The following is an 18,055-nucleotide window of genomic DNA, read 5'->3' as shown; positions in this document are numbered from 1 at the left end:
CCTTAGATCAGGCAAAGGCCTGCTTGAGAGACAGGACCGAAGCCTTCAGTGCGTCCAGTATGGATTTGCTATCCCGTTCGAAAGGATAGAACACTTCAAGGAATACCGGAGATTGTGCAAGCCCCGTGCTGGCAAGCAGGTTGCGGGCGTCAACCGGATCCACCCTGCCCGCCTCGGTAAAATCCCAATGGCGATCAAACAGATAGTCCGTCTGCTGAATATGCACGGCGGTGATCACATCGTTCAGCGCGGCGAACCACGGTTCCATCGTGTCGGCCTCTGGCCCGTACAGCGGCAGGAAGGTGCCGTGGCCCCAATCGACGCAGAGGTTCCACGGGGTGGCACTTGCCGCCACATCGCTCATCATCTGGCGCGCCTGACCGATCGTTGAGGGCCACTCGCGGCGCATCGGCGTCGGCTCGACGTAAAGCTCACTCAGCCCCGCAGCCTTCGCCTTTTCACCCAGCCGGAGCATACATTCGACAAGACTTGCATAGTCCGCAGCCTCGAGGCTGTCCGCCTCGCTGCCATCCACGCGAGAGGCGATCGCTCCCAGCGGTCCGCCAACCCGTGTAATCCCGGCTTCTGCCGCAAAGCCATAAGCTCGCTCCAGCCATTGCTCCGCATAGGCTCGAACATCCGGATCCGGATGCAGCAACTGGTTGAAAGTGTAGTGAGCAAGGCCAATGAAGGCGCTATGAATGGTGATCCCGTGATCGTCCGCCGCCTTTCGCACATCCCGCGCATGGCGGGAGACGAGTGCTGACGGCCACATGGGATCAACCAGATCGAACGAGAACTGGATGAGATCGAGACCCAGTTGGTCGCGCACGACGGGCGCCCAAAGGTTGGGTGTCACCCAGCGTTTGACACAGAAGGACAGATTGATGCCGAGCGGGTTTGCGCTGCTCATTTGGTCGCTCCCATGGTCAGGCCGCGCACCATGTGGCGCGACACAATGAGCGCAAAGATGGTGACGGGGAGAACGATGACCGTGCCGGTGGCCATGATCTTGCCCCAGGGCAGTTCGTAGCCGGACATGAAGCTGGTCGCGACGACAGGGGCGGTCTGCACATCGCGCCGGGTCAGCACCAGCGCATAGAGCAGTTCGTTCCAGGAAAAGATGAACGAGAAGATGGCCGAGACCGCAATGCCCGGCGCGCCGAGCGGCAGATAGATCTTGCGGAAGATCGTGAACTGGTCGGCACCATCCAGACGTGCTGCCTGTTCCAGATCCGGCGGAATGGACTTGAACTGGTCGGTGCAGATCCACACCACGATCGGCAGGTTGAAGGTGAGGTAGATGAGGATGAGGACAAGATGCGTATCCAGCATCTTCAGCTGCAGCGCCAGAATATAGACCGGCAGGGCCAGCACGATCGGGCTCGTCATGCGGTTAGAGATGAACCAGAACCACAGGTCGGATTTGCCACGAAACTCATAACGGGCAAGCGCAAAGGCGGCCGGGGCGCCGAGCATTACAGCAAGTGCGGTGGTGGCGGTTGCGATGATCAGCGAATTGCCGACGGCGCCCAAAACCTTCGAATCCGCAAAGATTTCCCGGTAGTGATCAAGCGTCGGCGCAAACAGCCAGACTGGCGGCGAGGCGAGAATATCGGACTGCGTCTTGAAGCTGGCGGATACCATCCAATAGAACGGAAACAGCGTGAACAGGATAACAGCTGTCAGCCCGATGGCATGCAGGATCTTGCCCGACGAGAGACGCATCAGTTGACCTCCTTGTAGAGTACGCGGATGTAAAGGCGGCTGATCAGGATGGTGATGATGAGAAGCAGGATGGCCTGCGCCGAGGCCGTGCCGAGATCGAAAATACGGAAGCCGACACGCTGGATGTAGATCGATACGAGATCGGTGGCCGAACCCGGCCCTCCCCGCGTCATCACGAACACCATGTCGAACAGCTTCAGCACGTCGGCCGAGCGCAGGATGAGGAGCGCCGTCAGGCCGGGCATCAGATAGGGAAGCTGGACATGTTTCAGCATCGCCCACTTGGATGAGGTTTCCAACCGCGCGGCCTCCTCGATTTCGCCCGGCACCATGGAAAGACCTGCGAGAAAGATCAGCGCGCAAAATGGCGTCCACTGCCAGATATCCATGATGACGATTGCGGCAAATGCGCCGGTCTGGGAGCCCAGCCAATCGAGCGCGCCAATCCCGAGACGATCCAGGAACCAGTTGGCGACGCCAAAATCACGGTTGAAAATCAGGCGGCCGATCAAACCGACCACGGCATATGTGGTGGCGAGCGGCACGACCAGAGTGACGCGGGCAAGCGACTTCAGAAAACCCATTCCGGTCTTGTGCAGAAGAAGCGCGATCATCAGCCCAAGTGCGACCTCGATCGGCAGCACGGTGACATAGAATTTCGCTGTCAGGAACAGCGAGGCCCAGAACGTGCTATCGGTCAGCACGGACGTGTAGTTTTCCAGACCGATAAAGGGAAATCCATCGCGGGGGCGCGCAATATTGTAGCGCCGGAACGATGTGACCACCGCAAAGATGGTGGGATAAATGCCGATGATAAACAGGGTCAGCACGGCCGGCGCCAGGAACCAGAACGGCGTCCAGCGACCATAACCGCGATTGGGTCTGATGTGGGGTTTAGAAACAGGTCCAGGCATCAGGTCTTCCTCTTGATGCGGCGGCAATGCCGGCTTGGCATCATTCCAGATTGGTATGGTTGGCGCGCATGGCAGCGGGCCTCACGCCGAGCTTGTCGCGCACGGCAAGCACCAGCAGTTCAAAAGCGACATAGAGCGCGCCCTCGTACAGCGATCCCATGGGAAGCACGGAGGTTGTTTCACCCTGGTCGTTTGCCATGGTTTGCGCTGGAACATGCAGCACCACATCCGCTTTGGCCGCGGCCATACCCGAAGGCTGTGCCGTCACCACAAGAACACGGGCCTCTGCAGCCTTTGCCACCCCGATCAGCGCCGACACGGTGGAGAAGTCGCCGGGCCCTGCCGAGACAATCAGCAGATCACCCTTTTCAACCGGGGGCGTGGTCATATCGCCCACAACGGCAGATTTCAGGCCAAGGTGGAACAGGCGCATGGCCAGACCCTTGATCTGAAGTCCTTCGCGACCGACGCCGTAAAGCGCGATGCGCTTCGCGTTGCAGATTTCGCTGACCGCTGCCTCGAATTGATCGCCATCGATACCGGAGAGGCAGTGGCCAAGTTCTGCCAGCGCCCGTTCATGAAGATGAAGCATGGTGTGGTTCCGCAGGATAAAGAGAGGCGGTCGGTGGTGGCGACGATGCACCACCACCGACCTTTAGAAACACCCTGGGAGGTGTTGGAGGTTGTCAGAGGCTTACTGCAACAGCTTCTTCTTGCCGTCGTAATAACCTTCCTTCTGCAGGATATCTTCCATGCGGGTGCCGATCTCCTTGGAGCCGGCCTCGACGGAGACCTGCCCCAGCATCATCTTGGAGCCCCATTCGGCAACGACTTCCGAAATCGCCGGCCATGCGGGGAAGCGCGGACGGAATTCCGGCACGCCCTTCTGCCAGGAGGCAACCATGGGCTCCACGAACTTGTACTTCGCCTTGATCGCCGGATCGTTGTAGACCGACATGCGGCCCGAGACGCCGCCGGCTTCCACATAGGATTTGGCAATGTCTTCCGATGTTGCCCACTGGATAAAGAGCCAGGTGGCCTTCTTCTGTTCCTCGGTTGCTTGTGCGGCGACGGCCAGCGAGAAACCGCCGAGTGCCGGCAGACGACCGGCGGGACCGGCCGGTTCTGGACCCACAGCCAGGCAATCGCCGAGCTTGGAGGTTGCCGGATCAACCAGCGTTCCGTAGAACGCCGACCATTCGGTGATCATCGCAACCTGCCCTTGCGCAAGCGCATTCACGGCTTCCGCATGGTCGAAGCTGACGATACCCGGCGGCATGTACTTCATCAGATCCTGACGGAAGTTGAGGCCGGTCTGGCTTTCCTTGCTCATCAGGTTGGACTTGAACTGCTTGTCGAGCAGCGAGCCGCCGAACGGCCACAGGAAGCGCATAAAACTATCGGCAGACTGGGTTTCGCCGCGCAGCGACTGCAGGGCATAAGCGTACTGGTTCTTGGAAGCGTCCGTCAGCTTGGGCGCGTAGACCTTCATCAACTCGTCCCAGGTGGCCGGCGGCTTGTCGAAACCGGCTTCCTTCAGCTTGCAGGAATTGTAGAACAGCAGGCCGGAATAGTTATCGAAGGGAAGGCCGTAGGTCTTGCCGCCCCAGGAACCGAAGGCGTCCAGCAGAAGCGGGAAAAAGCCATCGAGCTTCAGGTTGGGGTCGGTGATCGACTTGTCCTTGGTGAATTTCTCGATCGGATCGATCCATCCGTTTTCAGCGAACTCGCCGATCCAGACCAGATCCACCAGCGCCATCGTCAGGTCGCCCTGCGAGGTGAAGTTGAGCACTTCCTTCTCACGGGTGTTCTCGTAGGGCACGATCTCGTAGTTGACCTTGATGCCGGTCTTCTTTTCGAACTCCGGCAAAAGCTTGATGATGGCGCGGTAACCGGGGCGATCCAGGAAGATGCCGCTGATTTGCGTGCCCTTAAGGGGCTTGGCCGCATCTTCAAGCCAGTCGGCATGGGCAGACAGCGGCATGCTCGCAGTCGCGGCCGTCAATGCCAGCACGCTTGCGCAGATTTTCAACAAACGTTTCATTCCACTCCTCCTTACGGTGAAGGCAGCCTCCCCGGCAGCCTCGTTCGAATTTCAGACAAGGGCATCCGAGACGGTTCAAGGCGGGATATCGCCTCCATCCAGGACACCCAGAACTGCTTTCCATCCCCTCAAACCCAGGAAAGCGCAAAGCTTCGCCAGCCGCATGAAATATGCGTTTCGATAGCAATGTCAGTAATTTAGGTTCGCCGTTCCTCTCAGCGGGACGCAGTATCGATACATCTGTATTTTTAGATTTGCAATAGCATTATCCGTCGATTTAAGGTGCGTTCACCATTAGTGAGGGAGGTCACTTTGAACGATCAGCACCGCGACTCTATTGACATGGTTGCACGCTCTGCGCTTGCTGAACGGATGGCGCGAGAGGCGGGCGCGAAAGCCCGTTCGTTCCTGGCGCATCCGGACAAGTTGGGCTGGACGGAGAAGGCTTCTTCGCAGGATATCGTCAGTGCCGCTGATGAGGCGACGGAGGCCTTTCTGCGCGAGATGATCCAGCAGCACTTCCCGGCAGATGGCATCGTGGGGGAAGAAGAAGGATCGACGACAGGCAGTTCAGGCTTCGATTGGGTCATCGATCCCATTGATGGCACCATGGCATTTCTGGTGGGACAGCCGAACTGGACGGTTTCGGTCGCAGTGCTGCACAACGGCGAACCGGTGATCGGTGTCGTTGCCGCCCCCATGTTCGACGAGATCTATGTTGGCCGGTCTGGAGGAGGTGCAACACTCAACGGCCGGCCTCTTGCCATCAATCCCGGTTGGACGATCCGCTCGACGACCGTCGGTTTTGGCGGCACCGAAAGAGCCAACCCGCGCCATGTCGGGGGCTTCGTCACGCGGCTTTATCAGGAAGGTGGCGTGATCTTTCGCGTTGGCTCCGGCGCGCTGATGCTCGCCTATGTGGCGGCCAACCGGCTTGCCGGCTACTACGATCCCACCTTGTTCTGCTGGGACTGCATGGCCGGCATGGTGCTGATCCGCGAAGCAGGCGGCCTGGCGGAATTTGCCGGCAGCCTGTCAGAGCCAGGAGAGATATGGGCAGGAAACAGCAATGTCTTCCAGGATCTCAAGCGCATCAGTGCGCTGCGTGATGAGGGCCTGTGATGGAGCGCCCGCAAGACCGGCTTATCTCAATACGCGAGGTTCGCTCTTCAACCGAAGAACCAACCTCGCATGGAGATATCTGAGGACGGAACGTCAGCCGCCGAGGACAAACCTCGAAAACGCCAGCGAATTGCGCGCATCGTCATCCAGCTTGGCTTCATCGGCACCATCCGTCAGGTCGCGCCAGACGCGAATGTCCGAGCCGATGGTTCCGCCGGTCTTGACGAAGGGTTCCATGACCACGGCACCGGTGTAGTTGATCTCGCGCAACGCAGCACCAATCTCATGCCAGGGCATCCGGCCTTTGCCTGGAACGCGGCGATTGCTTTCGCCGGTATGGAAGTGGCCGAGAAGCGGACCTGCGGTGCGGATGGCATCGCCAAAACTGTCTTCCTCGATATTCATATGGAAGGTATCGAGCATCACCTTGACGTTCGGCTTGCCGACCTCCTTCACGAAGGCGACACCTTCGGCAGCTGTGTTGAGAACGTGGTTCTCGAAGCGGTTCAGCACCTCGATGCACAGGTTGATGCCGAGATTGTTGGCGAAGTCTGCAACACCGTGAATGCCTTCAACGCCGCGCGCCCGATCGCCCTCCTTGTCGACCGGCTGCGAATAATCGACCGGCCAGTAGGAATGCAACGCGCCGCCGATGGTCTTGATGTCGAGCTTGGCGACATTGGTCAGCGTCTTTTCGAAAAAGGTCTTGCCCGCCGCACGCACAGATGCATCCGCCGACGCCAGGTTCTTGGCCTTCGACGGGCCAATGCCGGCGGTCAGGATAATGTTGTTGTCGATGGCGCTCTGTTTGATGGCAGCAAGTTCGGCGTCGCTATACTCGTTGATATGGTGCGCAGCCACCTCGATCACGTCGAAGCCGAGCTTGGCGACCTTCTCGATATAGGGACCGAATTTCGCGCTCCATTCATGCTCCCAATACGAGTAATAAATTCCGTGTTTCATGGATGTCTCCCTTTGATAGTGACGCATTAGAGGCTGCCGGATATTTTCGGCTGGCTCACGTGTTGTTCTTCACGCGCAGATCGGGCTCGGCGCTGTTCGACATGATGAAGAGGCCGTTCGGCAGGTCGTTTTCCTCGACCTTCCGGGTGATCTCCTCGGGCGACAAGCCGAAACCCTGCCACCGGTCCTGAAGGCGACGGCGCAATTCGTCCACGTGAACGTCGACGAAAATCGTGAGGTCGAAGATGGATTTAAGCCGATCCCAGTGCGCCTGTTGGGCCAGCAGATAATTGCCTTCGCAGACGATGATCTCAGTCGATTGCGCAATCAGCCGGCCGCCGGCGCGGGCAATCTCGATCGACCGGTCGAACACGGGAACGGCGATGACATCGTCTTCATTCGCCTTCAGGCGTTGCAGCATGTGCCGCAGACCGTGCGCATCAAAGGTATCGATGGCGCCCTTGAAGGCCCGCCTTCCCATCTCGTTCAGCACGGCATCATCATAATGATAACCATCCATCGGAAAAAGCGCGGCTTGAAGCTCATAGTGTGACTCCAGCAGATCGACGACCTGTTCCGCCAGCGTCGACTTGCCGGAACCCGGCGCGCCGGCAATGGCGATGAGAACGCGCCGGCGACCTCGCGCATTGAAGCGTTCGACAGACGCCGAGGCGATGATCTTTGCCGTCGCCTCGACCCCCGATGATCTCGTATCAGCCATTTGATGCCGTCTCCCTGTCTGCCCGAACCGGCTCACGCCAGCCCATACTGAACCGCTTTGTTGCGCAGGAAGGACAGGCCGTTTTCGAAGACCTCTTCGGCATCGCGGGCAACGGGGCGCCATGTGGAGATGGCGCCGGCCATCTCAGCTGGCATCGCCGCGAAGCTCTCCAGCGTCAGCGCGCCCTTGAAACCGATGGCGGCGAGTGCTGCGAAGATCGCATCCCACGGCACGTTTCCATAGCCCGGCGTACCGCGGTCGCTCTCGGACATATGCATGTATTTCAGATGGTCGCGGGCATCGATGATGCCGTTCGCCACGCCCTTTTCCTCCATATTCATATGGAAGGTGTCGAGATGAACGAAGACATTGTCGAGACCGATGCGTTCGACCAGTGCAACGGCCTGGGCGGCGGAATTGACGAGATGGTTCTCATAACGATTGACGGCTTCAATCCCGAACTGAAGCCCGAGGCTTTTGGCGTGTTTTGCTGCAGCTGAAAGTGCGCGCGTCAGATTGTCGTATTCCGCTTCGGTGGGGGGAAAGCCGGTTCGCTCGTTGGTGCCGCCATAGGTGACGCCGGTCAGCGCCTCGGCGCCCATTTCGGCGGCCGTGTTCAGTGCAGATTTGAGGTGCTCGATCGCTGCATCGGGGCGCACCGAGGCCCATGCATGCTCCGGAAGAACAAGGGAACAGGCGGCGCGAAGCGCATGTTTTTCCAGCAGAGAGCGGCTATGCTTAGCATCGACAGACGGAATATCGATGAGCGGTATCTCGATAAAATCCTGTTTGTAGCGGGCCGCACCCGCGATTGCCCGTTCTGCTCCTACGTGATCCCACACGGTGGTCCACATCATTGCGTGAATGCCAAGTCCCTGCACGTCAGGCCTTCTTTCTCATGAAAATACGATAGTTGGATGCAAGGGTGCGTGCCGTCATGACCACGATCATCAACACACCCCAGAGTGCGGTCGCCAGATGCTGGTTCGCGCCCATGAGGTTGAGGCCCGACGACAGGAGTTGCAGGACGACCAAGGCAACAAAGACCGGCAGCACCCGACCAAACCCGCCGAACGGATTAACGCCCCCGAGGAATGCCGCGAGCACAGTGATCAGAAGATAGGATTCGCCATGACCAACGCGCACCGAATTGAACCGGGCGAGCATGATGATGCCGGCGACCGCACACATGACCCCTGAGAGCGTGTAGACGAGGACAACGATCTTGCGCGTGTTGAGGCCCGAATAATCGGCCGCCTCCATGTTGGAACCGATCATCAGCAAACCGAAGCCGAGCTTGCTGCGCGTCAACAACACATGCCAGGCGGCCACGCAGAGGACGAAGATCAGGAGCGGGATGGGAAGGCCGAAAAGCGACCCATGGCCAAGCGGCGCCACATAGGCCGGAAAGCCCGAGACATCACCGCCGCGCGTCAGAAACTCCCCGAGCCCGCGCAGAAAGATCATCATCGAAAGCGTGACCAGGATGGGGTGCGCGCGGGTATAGGCGATGGCAACGCCCGTCAGGGCGCCGGCTGCGGCACCGGTCGCAAGGGCGGCAAGGCAGGCCAGCAAAAAGGCGCTGACCGGAGCATCCGCCCCGCCATGCGCCTGCAGCACCCAGGCGGCCGCAAGGCCGGCAAGATTGGCGGTAAAGGTGATCGACAGGTTGATGCCGCCGGTCAGGAGCGGCAGCAGCATGGCCAGCGTCAGCAGGCCGAGTTCCGGAAGCTGAAAGGCAACCGAGCCGAACGTGGCAAGCGACAGGAAATTATCCGCTGCAAGTCCAAAAATCAGCATGACGGATACGAAGGCGATAACGGGACCGCCCATGTCCGCACCGAAGGTCGCGTTGAACTTCTGCACAAAGGTCTTCATGAGCGCTGGCTGCCTTTTCGGGAGGAACTCTTCAGGGCCTCAGGCAAAAGCTTGTCGAGCCTTGCGGACGAAAGCGTGATGGCGGTGAGGATGATCGCACCGACAATCATCTTGAAGGCAAAGGGGGAAACGCCCATCAGATTGAGCCCGTTCTGGGTGATGGAAACCAGGAGGACGCCCAGCACGCAGCCAAGCACCGATCCCTTGCCGCCACCGAGGCGCGCACCGCCCAGCACCGTCGCGGCCAGCACATCAAGCTCTCGGCCATAAAGCGCGTTCGGCACCACCTCCTGCGCGTAATGCGCCTGCATGAGCCCGGCGATACCCGCCATGAGGCCAAGCCAGCCGAAGGAGATGTAATGCATGGCACCGATATTGATGCCGAAACGGCGCGCACCTTCCGGGTTGTCGCCAAAGGCGTAAAGCTTGCGACCGGTTGTCGTGCGCGAGATCATGAAGGACGTGGCGATGCAGCAGAGGATCATCACCACGACCGGCAGGGTAAGTTCCACCCAGGACCCGTCCGCCATCTCGTGTTCGTAAAAGACGACACGATTGGAAAGCCAATCCGGCAGATTGTAGATCGACACGCCCTTGGTGAAGAACATCAACAGGCCGAAGAAGATGTTGAAGGTCGATATGGTCGCGACGATCGAAATGATCTGCAGCCGGTAGACCAGAAAGGCATTGATCGCCCCAAGGCCGGTGCCAACGACGCCGGCAATCAGAAAACCCTCGGCCCAATTGCCGCCGCCCAGAGCCCCAAGCGCCAGCACCGTCACATACTGCACGACAGAAGCGGCGACCGCGAAGGAAATGTCGATACCACCCGAGATCAACACGACGAGAAGCCCGACCGCGAAGATGATGTTGACGGCGGAGATGTTCAGCACGTCGAAGGCGTTTGCGACGGTGAGGAAACGGTCAGTCCCGAAAGACAGGCCGATGCAGAGAAGAACCGTGACCGCAATAAGAGTAGTTTCGGTCGTATGATCCAAGACGAGCCTACGCATAGACGGCGGACTCCAATTCTGTAAGTGACGTTTGCCGCGGGTCGTAGACTGCCTGAAAACGCCCCTCCACCATGTGGATGACGCGGTCGGCGTTAAAATAGACTTCCGGCGGTTCGTCGGAGATGAGGATGATCGACAATCCTTCAGCAGCAAGCTTTCGGACAATGTCGAAGATGCCGGCCCTCGCCCCGACATCGACCCCCACAGTGGGAGCATCGAGGATCAGGATCCTGGGTCCGATCGCCAGCCATTTGGCAATCGCCACGCGCTGCTGGTTGCCGCCGGACAGTGTGCGGATCGGATCATCGGGCGTACCGATCTTGACGCCGAGTTCCGAGATCCAGTGCGCAACGACATTCGCTTTTCTGGAGGAGGAAATAAGACCGCCCGACAATATCCTATCGAGAGAGGCCATGACGAGATTGTCGGCGATGGATTGCGGCTGGTTCAGCCCGAGTGACAACCGGTCCTCGGAGAGATAGGCGACACCTGCGCGGATCGCGTCCCGGTTTGAACCGAAACGGACCTTCTCTCCCGCAAGGAGGATCTCGCCGGAATGCGGTTGCCGCATGCCAAACAGGGTCAGCGCCAATTCGGTGCGCCCGGCCCCCAGAAGGCCGGTAATACCCAGCGTCTCACCGCGTCGCAGATCAAAGGAGACGTTGCTGAATTCGCCATGGCGGGTGAGGTTTTTGACCGACAGAACCACCGGCGCATCATCATGATCGGCGGCGATCACGGCGCTGTCGAAATTGCGGCCCGTCATCAATTCGGTCACACGGGACTGGGTCATCCCCTCAACAGGATAAACGCCAACGAGCGCACCATCGCGCAGCACCGTGATGCGGTCGGAGATTTCCAGCACTTCCGCCAAACGATGGGAAACGAAAACCACGGCGACGCCCGACGCTTGGAGATTGCGCACAATCTCGATCAGATAATCGGTTTCCGATTGCGTCAGCGATGCGGTCGGCTCGTCCATGAAGACAAGGCGCGCTTCGCCGACAAGGGCGCGCGCGATTGCCACGATCTGGCGCTGGGCTATAGCCAGCTCCTTGAGCGGCATATGAATATCGAGTGCGATGCCAAGGCGCGCCAGTGCCTTTTTGGCTGCAGCATCGATGGCGCTCTTGTCGATCAAGCCGTATTTGCCCTTGACCGCCAGCTGGAAACCAATGTTTTCAGCGACCGACATTTCACCGAAAAGCGCCAGATCCTGCCAGATCACCTGAATACCGAGAGACTGGGCAAGTGTCGGCGTCATCGCGGCAATCGGCTTGCCATCGAATAGGAATTCTGCGCCATCTTCGGGCGTATAAACCCCGGTAATGACCTTGATAAGCGTGCTTTTGCCGCAACCATTTTCCCCCGCCAGGCAATGGACTTCCCCTGGATTGACCTCGAAGGATACGCCTTTCAGGGCACGGACGCCGCCGAACGTAACCTTGATGTTTTTGAGGGAAAGAAGCGGGTGTGAGGCCGTCATGAACGTGTACTCCGTCTGGCCACGCTTGCCGTGACCATTCGACTGACTTGCATTTTTTGAAAGAAGGGGGCCACGCGAACGTTGCCGCCCGCGCAGCCCTCAGGCTCCGGGAGGATCAGAGCCCCATGGAAACCAGCTTATCGATGCTTTCCTTGTCGATCTTCAAAAGCTGATCGACGACGATGGTGTTACCCTCTGGCGTGATGGTGCCGAGACCTTCGATGGTTTCACCGGCTTTCGGTGTCTGCCCCTTGGCAATTCGGTCGGCAAGGGTCACGAAGACTTCGCCGGCCTGCTTGGGGTTCCACATGAAGCCACCCGTCAATGCGCCGCTCTTGATCAGCTTGGCGCCCTGTCCAGGTGAGAACGGCCCGACAACGAAGATCTTGCCATCCTTGCGGCGTTCTTCCACGGCGCGGCCAGCGCCGATCGGACCCTGAGACCCGAACGCCATGAAACCGGCAAGATCGGGATTGGCCGACATCAGGTCGAGTGCGGTGGAGCGGCTCTTGTCGAGATCTTCGGCAACGCCGTAGCGGTCACCGACGAGCTTCATGTTCGGATAATTGGCCTTGATATAGGCGATCGCCGCATCGGCCCAGGCATTGTGCAAAGGCACCGTCAGCGAGCCGACGAAAACGGCATAGGAGCCCTTGCCGCCCATCTTTTCTGCAAGAAGCTTGCCGTGCGCTTCACCAAATCCCTTGGCGGAGGCAAGTTCGAAGTCCCAGTCCGCACCCGCCTGCTTTGGCGATTCGTGCGTGATGACCTTGATGCCAGCCGCCTGGGCCTTCTTCAGAACCGGCTCAAGCACCTTGGCGTCGTTCGGAACCACGCCGATAAAGTCGACCTTCTGAGCGATCAGGTCTTCGATGGCGCGAACCTGGAGCGCCGGGTCGGCACTGGTGGGGCCCACCATAAAACCATTGACGCCGAGCTTTGCGCTCCGTTCCTTGATGCCTGCCTCCATGGCGTTGAACCATGGAATACCGCCAATTTTTACCACAACGCCGATTTTGGTTTCGGCAGCAAATGAGACGGTGGATGTAAGGAGCGCCAGCGAAATGCCAAGCGCAACTGAAATAAGTCTGTTCATGGGGTCCTCCTCCTCTGAATATCCCTCTGACGCAGAAAGGCGCGCCTGCAAGGGCTCGCGCCCTGCTGTCGTATTTCCGATACCCGTTACAGGCTCCTCCCGCGTCGCTCCTCAAGCGAACCATCTGCACAATCGATATTTCTAAGTTGCACAATCGATGGTGCAAGCACATTATCACCAAGCGGCCTTTCGTCAAGAGGGGCTGCCATCTACAACGTGAAAGACGTGAAGGGGTGATTCCAGGATGACGGAAAAGGAACAGAGGAAAGCAACGATTTACGATCTCTCGGTCAAATCGGGCGCATCGGCATCGACGGTGAGCGCTGTCCTGAACGGCACCTGGCGCAAACGGCGGATCTCGGAGGAGACCGCGAACAAAATAATTTTGCTGGCGCAGGAGCATAAATATACGGCCAACCAGCAAGCCAGGGCGCTTCGGAGTTCACGGTCGGGATTGGCGGGATTGCTGCTGCCCATCTACGATACGCGCTTTTTCTCCTCCATGGCCCAGACATTTGAAGCGCAGGCGCGCAAACGCGGCTTCCTGCCAGTGGTGGTCGCGGGACGCCGTGATCCGGAAGAAGAGCGCCGGACGGTGGAGTCGCTCGTCGCCTATTCCATTGATCTGCTGTTCATCGCGGGCGCGACCGACCCCGATGGCGTCCACAAGGTGTGTGCTCGGGCGCGGCTGCCGCATGTCAATATCGACCTGCCGGGAACACTGGCGTCTTCGGTCATTTCCGACAACAGGCAAGGTGCCAGGGCGCTTACCCTTGCGATTATTCGGCATGCCCAGCAAGGCGGTCCGCTGACGCCAGACGATGTTTATATGTTCGGCGGTCGCGACGATCACGCCAGTCGCGAACGCACCATCGGCTTTCACGCTGCCAAGGCGGAGATCTTCGGAACCTGCAGGGGCGACGACATGGAAAGCACTGGCTATTCGCCCAGCATGACGGCCCTTGCCTTCGAACGCTTCTATGAGCGCCACGGCAGGCTGCCCCGGTGCTTCTTCATCAATTCATCGATCAACTTCGAAGGTCTGCTTCGCTTCATGGGAAAACACGACGGGGAAGCCTTTGGCGACATCGTCGTCGGTTGCTTCGATTATGATCCCTTCGGCTCGTTCCTTCCCTTCCCCGTCTACATGATCAGACCAGACATTGAGGGAATGCTGAAAAAAGGTTTTGAACTGTTAGACCTGGAAGAAGATGCGCCCCGCATTGTCCTGATAGAACCTCAGCTTGTGCTGCCGCGCACGGCTCTGGAGGGACCACTGGATGAACTGAAGGATACCGTTACATCCGTTTAGCGCCGGAGAGCGCCCCGCAGCGCCGGCGGTCATCTGCGACTGAGCTAGGACGCAGGCTGGCGTTCGCGCCTGGATTGACCATCGCTCGGCAAGGACAGAGTGGCAATAACAGCACCAAACCTGTTTAAGCCCGCAGTTTCTCCCGTTGTGCCGGCCCAGCCGGCAGCGCACGACTGGCAAGAATTGAGCCGACCACCAATGGGAGGCACACGAGATAGGCGTTGCGGATGCCAAAGGCTTCGGCCACGAAGCCGAGCAGCGGCGGACCAAGGAAAAAGATGACGAAAGCCATTTGAGCGATTGCGGCAACGTTGATTATGGCCGGACGGTCCGTCCGCTGGGCGGCTGCCGAGACGGCCATCGGATAAACGGCGCTGCAGCCTGCCCCCATCAGCGCAAAGCCGAAGAGCGCGAGATAAGGATGTGGCGCAAGCCAGGCCAAGGCAATGCCTGCTGCGGCAATCAAAAGAAGCACCCGCCCGACGAGCCGTGCCCCATATCGATCGACGACCGGATCGACGGTGAGGCGGGCAAGGGCCATGAAGAAGGCAAACAGCGTCAGGCCCGAACCGGAAATGAAAGGCGAAACGTCAAATACCTCTTCCATGTAGATGGTTGACCAATCGATTCCCGCTCCTTCGATCAGGAAGGCCGAGGTCCCGATGATGCAAAGTGGCAGCAATGCCAAAGTCGGCAGCGCAAAGTGTGGCTGCTTCTCAGTCGGGCCGGCATCGTCGAGAGGGGCCGCGTTCTTCATGCCTGCCAGGTTCAGCGCGCCAAGCACGAACATCACGCCGAGCAGCAGATGCATATGCACTTGCATGCTGATGCCCGCCTGCCTTACCAACGATGCGGTAACCGCCGTCACGAAGAAACCAAGGCTCCAGCAGCCATGCGCTCGGTTCATGATGCCGAAGCCTGCTTGCGCCTCGATCCTTCCAATCTCCACATTGAGGCAGATCTCCAGAGCGCCCGCGAGGAGTCCGGTGGCAAATAGCGTTACGAAAACGAGCGGCGCCGACGGCAGAAGCGGGATAACGCTCAGCAGCGCCATGATCCCGAGCAGGGTCACGGCAAGCGTGGCCCGTGAACCAAGCCGGGCAATCAAGGGCGAAGAGACCGTCAGTGAAATCAGCGAGCCTATCGCCATGCCAATCAGCGTCGTGCCAAGTTCGGCCTTATTGATCGCAAGATGCGCCTGCAGGTCAGGCAGGCGGGAAAACAGCGAACCTGTCGACATAGCAAACAGGAAAAAGGCGACATAGACGCGGTACTGAGGCTGAAAACGCATTCGGGCGACTCTGTTATCACGGTCACCCGTTCAACCTGAGGCGGTGGAGACTGTCAAATTCTAAAACCCGTTACGCCCTGTCGTTTCAGACGTTTTCGCATCAGACGTTTGGCGGCTTTGGTATTGCGGCGGCTCTGAACCAGCACGTCGGAAACGAAGCTATCCTGATCGACAGCCCGCCACAGCCAGTGGGTCTCGCCGCCAATGCCGATGACGACCTCATCGAGGTGCCATGGGATAAATGGCGAGTTCCGCACCGGGGCCCTCCAAGAGGTGTTCAATTTTTCCGATAGGCCAGTTGGATCGAACGCGGGTATACAAGCACCGGCGTCACTCGCATGATCGGGCACTTGAAAATGCTCAAAGGAACCGTGAGTGACCTCTGACGTCCTGCCCATCGCCGGCCATGCAGCAGCCCAAAATGCCCCCGTGACACAGCGGCAGGACCAGTCCTGTCGCAGCATGCTTGCAGCGCTTGCCGCCAAGGGAGAGCTTCTGGTCGTGGATGACGAGGTCAATCCGCTGTTCGATCTCTCGGCCCTTCTCTCGCTCACCCATGATACGTTTGCGGTGCGGGCAAACCGCATCCGGGGTTTTGACATGCCGGTCTTCGGCAATCTCCTGTCGAGCCTCGATCGCATCGCGCTTGCGCTTGGCGTGCCCAGGGCGAAAATCCAGACATCGCTGCTCGAGTCGATCAAGGCACCCATTGCACCTGTTCTGGTCGACAATGCGCCTGTGCAGGAAAAGATCTTTGAAGGTGGCGTTCTGGCGCATCTGCCCGTCCCGACCTTCTTTTCGCAGGAGACCGGTCCTTATATCAGTGCGGGCCTGATGGTGGCCGTTGATCCGGAAACCGGGCTCGGCAATGCCTCCTATGCGCGGCTTAAGATCCTTGGACCGAGCGAGGCGCTGATCGGCATCGCGCCGAACCATCATCTGGCGATCATGGCCCGCAAGGCCGCCGACAAGGGCGAGACGCTGCCGTTTGCCGTCGTGCTCGGCGCCCATCCGATCATCCAGCTTGCCGCCTGCCTCTATCTCGGCCTCGGCGACGACGAGATGCATTGTGCGGGCTCGCTGTTCGGCGAGCCGGTGCGCATGACACGCTGCCGCACCAGCGACATTCTCGTTCCCGCAGAAGCCGAGATCGTCATCGAAGGGCATATCCATGCCGACAAGCCGATTGTCGAGGGGCTGGTGTCGGAATACCACGGCATGTACGAAAATTACGGCAGCGGCGTGCTGGCGACCTTCGACTGCATGACCACCCGTTCCGATGCGATGTTCCAGGTCATCGAGCCCGGTTACCATGCCGAACATATCTATCTCGCCGCCGTGCCCATTGCCGCCAGCCTCAAGGCGCAACTGTCGCGCGTCATTTTGAACGTCGGCGAAGTGGCGGTCACGGAATCGGGGTGCGGCCGCACCAACGTCGTCATCCAGATCGACAAGCCCCGCCCTGGACAGGCCCGCCGCGCCATGGCCGTCTGCTGGGGCGCCGTCAGCATCGTCAAGACCGTCACCATCGTCGATACGGATGTCGATCCGTGGGATCTCGCCGCCGTCGAACTGGCAAAATCCACCCGCATGCGCGCCGAGCGCGACATTCTCATCGTGAAGGACATGACTGCCGACCGATCGGAACCGCAGGAAGACGGTTTTCTCGTCACCAAGCTTGGCTACGACGCGACCTGCAAGCCGGGCGACCGCAAGGAAGGTTATGGCAAGGCGCAACCGCCGGCCGAGGCCTATGCGCGGATGCGCAGCCTTCTCGACCGGATGACGCCGGGGACATCGTCATGCGTCGGCTGATCGTTGCCATCACCGGGGCGTCGGGCACCTGCTACGGCGTACGGGCACTGGAAATGCTGCGCGAACTCGGCGGCTTCGAGACCCATCTGGTCATCTCGCCGGCCGGCCTTCGAACGGCTGTCGAGGAAGGGGTCGGCTATGAGGTGGACGAGATCCGCGCCCTGGCCGACGTCTGTCACAGCCACAAGGATATCGGCGCCTCGATCGCCTCCGGCTCGTTCCGGTGCGACGGCATGCTGGTTGCGCCGTGTTCGGTGAAGACGCTGAGCGGCATCGCCCACTGTTACAGCAACGACCTGATTACACGGGCCGCCGATGTCTGCCTGAAGGAGCGCCGCCGGCTGGTGCTGATGGTGCGCGAGACGCCGCTTCATGCCGGTCATATCGCGTTGATGGATCAGGCAACCCGCAGCGGTGCCATCATCATGCCGCCGGTTCCGGGATTTTATACCCAGCCGAAAACCATTGACGATCTGGTCAGCCAGACCGTCGGACGCGCCCTCGACCTGTTCGACATCGACCACCCGCGCGTGCGCCGGTGGAAAAAGGAGGACGCGTCCTAACAACCACATGCATGCCTGCCGGCAGCGGAACAAAAACCGCTGACGGACCAAAAAGGGGAACGCCGATCGCTGCAAACAGTGACGGCAAACTGGAGAAAAATCCATGACT

Annotated in this window: 17 protein-coding genes and 1 pseudogene; 4 read left to right on the top strand and 14 right to left on the bottom strand. The window is 59.5% G+C overall.

Translation table 11 applies throughout. The features are described 5' to 3' along the window. Positions 1-7: 7 nt before the first annotated feature. The 5 genes from AC4CWH_RS24660 to AC4CWH_RS24640 all read right to left on the bottom strand — a co-directional run bounded on the left by AC4CWH_RS24660 (position 8) and on the right by AC4CWH_RS24640 (position 4,686). On the bottom strand, positions 8-913 hold the full coding sequence (locus AC4CWH_RS24660; RefSeq protein WP_491321794.1) for a sugar phosphate isomerase/epimerase family protein: 906 nt from the start codon (positions 911-913) through the stop codon (positions 8-10). Then, complete coding sequence (locus AC4CWH_RS24655; protein WP_491285670.1) at positions 910-1,728, bottom strand: carbohydrate ABC transporter permease; 819 nt, start codon at positions 1,726-1,728, stop codon at positions 910-912. The genes AC4CWH_RS24660 and AC4CWH_RS24655 overlap by 4 nt, the downstream gene beginning before the upstream one ends. Then, positions 1,728-2,642 (bottom strand): carbohydrate ABC transporter permease, encoded by a 915-nt coding sequence (locus AC4CWH_RS24650; protein WP_491285672.1) that lies wholly within the window; start codon positions 2,640-2,642, stop codon positions 1,728-1,730. The genes AC4CWH_RS24655 and AC4CWH_RS24650 overlap by 1 nt, the downstream gene beginning before the upstream one ends. 40 nt (positions 2,643-2,682) lie before the next feature. Then, entirely contained in the window at positions 2,683-3,234 is a 552-nt protein-coding gene (locus tag AC4CWH_RS24645) for an SIS domain-containing protein (protein WP_491321793.1), read from the bottom strand. A gap of 102 nt (positions 3,235-3,336) precedes the next feature. Continuing rightward, a complete protein-coding gene (locus AC4CWH_RS24640) occupies positions 3,337-4,686 on the bottom strand; it encodes an ABC transporter substrate-binding protein (RefSeq protein ID WP_491285676.1) in 1,350 nt (449 codons plus the stop codon). A gap of 312 nt (positions 4,687-4,998) precedes the next feature. Between AC4CWH_RS24640 and AC4CWH_RS24635 the strand changes: the two genes are divergently transcribed. Further along, a complete protein-coding gene (locus AC4CWH_RS24635; protein WP_491321792.1) occupies positions 4,999-5,808 on the top strand; it encodes an inositol monophosphatase family protein in 810 nt (269 codons plus the stop codon). A 93-nt stretch (positions 5,809-5,901) separates the two neighbouring features. On the opposite strand, the gene AC4CWH_RS24630 is transcribed toward AC4CWH_RS24635, so the two are convergent. From AC4CWH_RS24630 to AC4CWH_RS24600, 7 genes are all read right to left on the bottom strand, one after another. Further along, positions 5,902-6,771 (bottom strand): D-psicose 3-epimerase, encoded by an 870-nt coding sequence (locus tag AC4CWH_RS24630; RefSeq protein WP_491285680.1) that lies wholly within the window; start codon positions 6,769-6,771, stop codon positions 5,902-5,904. Positions 6,772-6,826: 55 nt separating this feature from the next. Continuing rightward, the gene (locus AC4CWH_RS24625) at positions 6,827-7,492 is read right to left on the bottom strand and encodes a nucleoside triphosphate hydrolase (RefSeq protein WP_491285683.1); all 666 of its coding nucleotides are present in this window, start codon (positions 7,490-7,492) and stop codon (positions 6,827-6,829) included. Positions 7,493-7,524: 32 nt separating this feature from the next. After that, on the bottom strand, positions 7,525-8,373 hold the full coding sequence (locus tag AC4CWH_RS24620; protein WP_491285686.1) for a sugar phosphate isomerase/epimerase family protein: 849 nt from the start codon (positions 8,371-8,373) through the stop codon (positions 7,525-7,527). Between the two features lies 1 nt (position 8,374). Further along, complete coding sequence (locus AC4CWH_RS24615) at positions 8,375-9,370, bottom strand: ABC transporter permease (protein ID WP_491285688.1); 996 nt, start codon at positions 9,368-9,370, stop codon at positions 8,375-8,377. Further along, complete coding sequence (locus AC4CWH_RS24610) at positions 9,367-10,383, bottom strand: ABC transporter permease (RefSeq protein ID WP_491285690.1); 1,017 nt, start codon at positions 10,381-10,383, stop codon at positions 9,367-9,369. Before AC4CWH_RS24610 ends, AC4CWH_RS24615 begins: the two co-directional genes overlap by 4 nt. Continuing rightward, a complete protein-coding gene (locus tag AC4CWH_RS24605; RefSeq protein WP_491285693.1) occupies positions 10,376-11,869 on the bottom strand; it encodes a sugar ABC transporter ATP-binding protein in 1,494 nt (497 codons plus the stop codon). Before AC4CWH_RS24605 ends, AC4CWH_RS24610 begins: the two co-directional genes overlap by 8 nt. A 115-nt stretch (positions 11,870-11,984) precedes the next feature. After that, positions 11,985-12,965, bottom strand: a complete 981-nt coding sequence (locus tag AC4CWH_RS24600) for an autoinducer 2 ABC transporter substrate-binding protein (RefSeq protein ID WP_491285695.1) — start codon at positions 12,963-12,965, stop codon at positions 11,985-11,987. 244 nt (positions 12,966-13,209) lie between these two features. On the opposite strand from AC4CWH_RS24600, the gene AC4CWH_RS24595 reads away from it, so the two are divergent. Beyond that, on the top strand, positions 13,210-14,277 hold the full coding sequence (locus AC4CWH_RS24595; RefSeq protein ID WP_491285697.1) for a LacI family DNA-binding transcriptional regulator: 1,068 nt from the start codon (positions 13,210-13,212) through the stop codon (positions 14,275-14,277). Positions 14,278-14,401: 124 nt separating this feature from the next. Here AC4CWH_RS24595 and AC4CWH_RS24590 read toward each other — a convergent pair whose 3' ends face one another. Continuing rightward, positions 14,402-15,568, bottom strand: coding sequence for an MFS transporter (locus tag AC4CWH_RS24590; protein ID WP_491285699.1), 1,167 nt, complete (start codon positions 15,566-15,568; stop codon positions 14,402-14,404). A gap of 74 nt (positions 15,569-15,642) precedes the next feature. Continuing rightward, positions 15,643-15,801: pseudogene (locus AC4CWH_RS24585) on the bottom strand (DDE-type integrase/transposase/recombinase); the annotation flags it as partial. Positions 15,802-16,030: 229 nt separating this feature from the next. On the opposite strand from AC4CWH_RS24585, the gene AC4CWH_RS24580 reads away from it, so the two are divergent. Together AC4CWH_RS24580 and AC4CWH_RS24575 are read left to right on the top strand one after the other, a co-directional pair. Beyond that, on the top strand, positions 16,031-17,383 hold the full coding sequence (locus AC4CWH_RS24580) for a UbiD family decarboxylase (protein ID WP_491287757.1): 1,353 nt from the start codon (positions 16,031-16,033) through the stop codon (positions 17,381-17,383). Next, positions 17,371-17,946: a UbiX family flavin prenyltransferase gene (locus AC4CWH_RS24575; protein WP_491285701.1), complete on the top strand. Its 576-nt coding sequence runs from the start codon at positions 17,371-17,373 to the stop codon at positions 17,944-17,946. Before AC4CWH_RS24580 ends, AC4CWH_RS24575 begins: the two co-directional genes overlap by 13 nt. Positions 17,947-18,055: the final 109 nt, after the last annotated feature.

The sequence above is a fragment of the Neorhizobium sp. PAMB6716 genome, from assembly GCF_058242805.1.
This window is presented reverse-complemented; position numbering and strand designations above follow the sequence as displayed.

What these genes read in the sequence shown, in the direction of transcription:
- AC4CWH_RS24660 (WP_491321794.1), bottom strand. Translation starts at nt 913, where the DNA reads ATGAGCAGCGCAAACCCGCTCGGCATCAATCTGTCCTTCTGTGTCAAA.
- AC4CWH_RS24655 (WP_491285670.1), bottom strand. Translation starts at nt 1,728, where the DNA reads ATGCGTCTCTCGTCGGGCAAGATCCTGCATGCCATCGGGCTGACAGCT.
- AC4CWH_RS24650 (WP_491285672.1), bottom strand. Translation starts at nt 2,642, where the DNA reads ATGCCTGGACCTGTTTCTAAACCCCACATCAGACCCAATCGCGGTTAT.
- AC4CWH_RS24645 (WP_491321793.1), bottom strand. Translation starts at nt 3,234, where the DNA reads ATGCTTCATCTTCATGAACGGGCGCTGGCAGAACTTGGCCACTGCCTC.
- AC4CWH_RS24640 (WP_491285676.1), bottom strand. Translation starts at nt 4,686, where the DNA reads ATGAAACGTTTGTTGAAAATCTGCGCAAGCGTGCTGGCATTGACGGCC.
- AC4CWH_RS24630 (WP_491285680.1), bottom strand. Translation starts at nt 6,771, where the DNA reads ATGAAACACGGAATTTATTACTCGTATTGGGAGCATGAATGGAGCGCG.
- AC4CWH_RS24625 (WP_491285683.1), bottom strand. Translation starts at nt 7,492, where the DNA reads ATGGCTGATACGAGATCATCGGGGGTCGAGGCGACGGCAAAGATCATC.
- AC4CWH_RS24615 (WP_491285688.1), bottom strand. Translation starts at nt 9,370, where the DNA reads ATGAAGACCTTTGTGCAGAAGTTCAACGCGACCTTCGGTGCGGACATG.
- AC4CWH_RS24610 (WP_491285690.1), bottom strand. Translation starts at nt 10,383, where the DNA reads ATGCGTAGGCTCGTCTTGGATCATACGACCGAAACTACTCTTATTGCG.
- AC4CWH_RS24605 (WP_491285693.1), bottom strand. Translation starts at nt 11,869, where the DNA reads ATGACGGCCTCACACCCGCTTCTTTCCCTCAAAAACATCAAGGTTACG.
- AC4CWH_RS24600 (WP_491285695.1), bottom strand. Translation starts at nt 12,965, where the DNA reads ATGAACAGACTTATTTCAGTTGCGCTTGGCATTTCGCTGGCGCTCCTT.
- AC4CWH_RS24595 (WP_491285697.1), top strand. Translation starts at nt 13,210, where the DNA reads ATGACGGAAAAGGAACAGAGGAAAGCAACGATTTACGATCTCTCGGTC.
- AC4CWH_RS24590 (WP_491285699.1), bottom strand. Translation starts at nt 15,568, where the DNA reads ATGCGTTTTCAGCCTCAGTACCGCGTCTATGTCGCCTTTTTCCTGTTT.
- AC4CWH_RS24580 (WP_491287757.1), top strand. Translation starts at nt 16,031, where the DNA reads ATGCTTGCAGCGCTTGCCGCCAAGGGAGAGCTTCTGGTCGTGGATGAC.
- AC4CWH_RS24575 (WP_491285701.1), top strand. Translation starts at nt 17,371, where the DNA reads ATGCGTCGGCTGATCGTTGCCATCACCGGGGCGTCGGGCACCTGCTAC.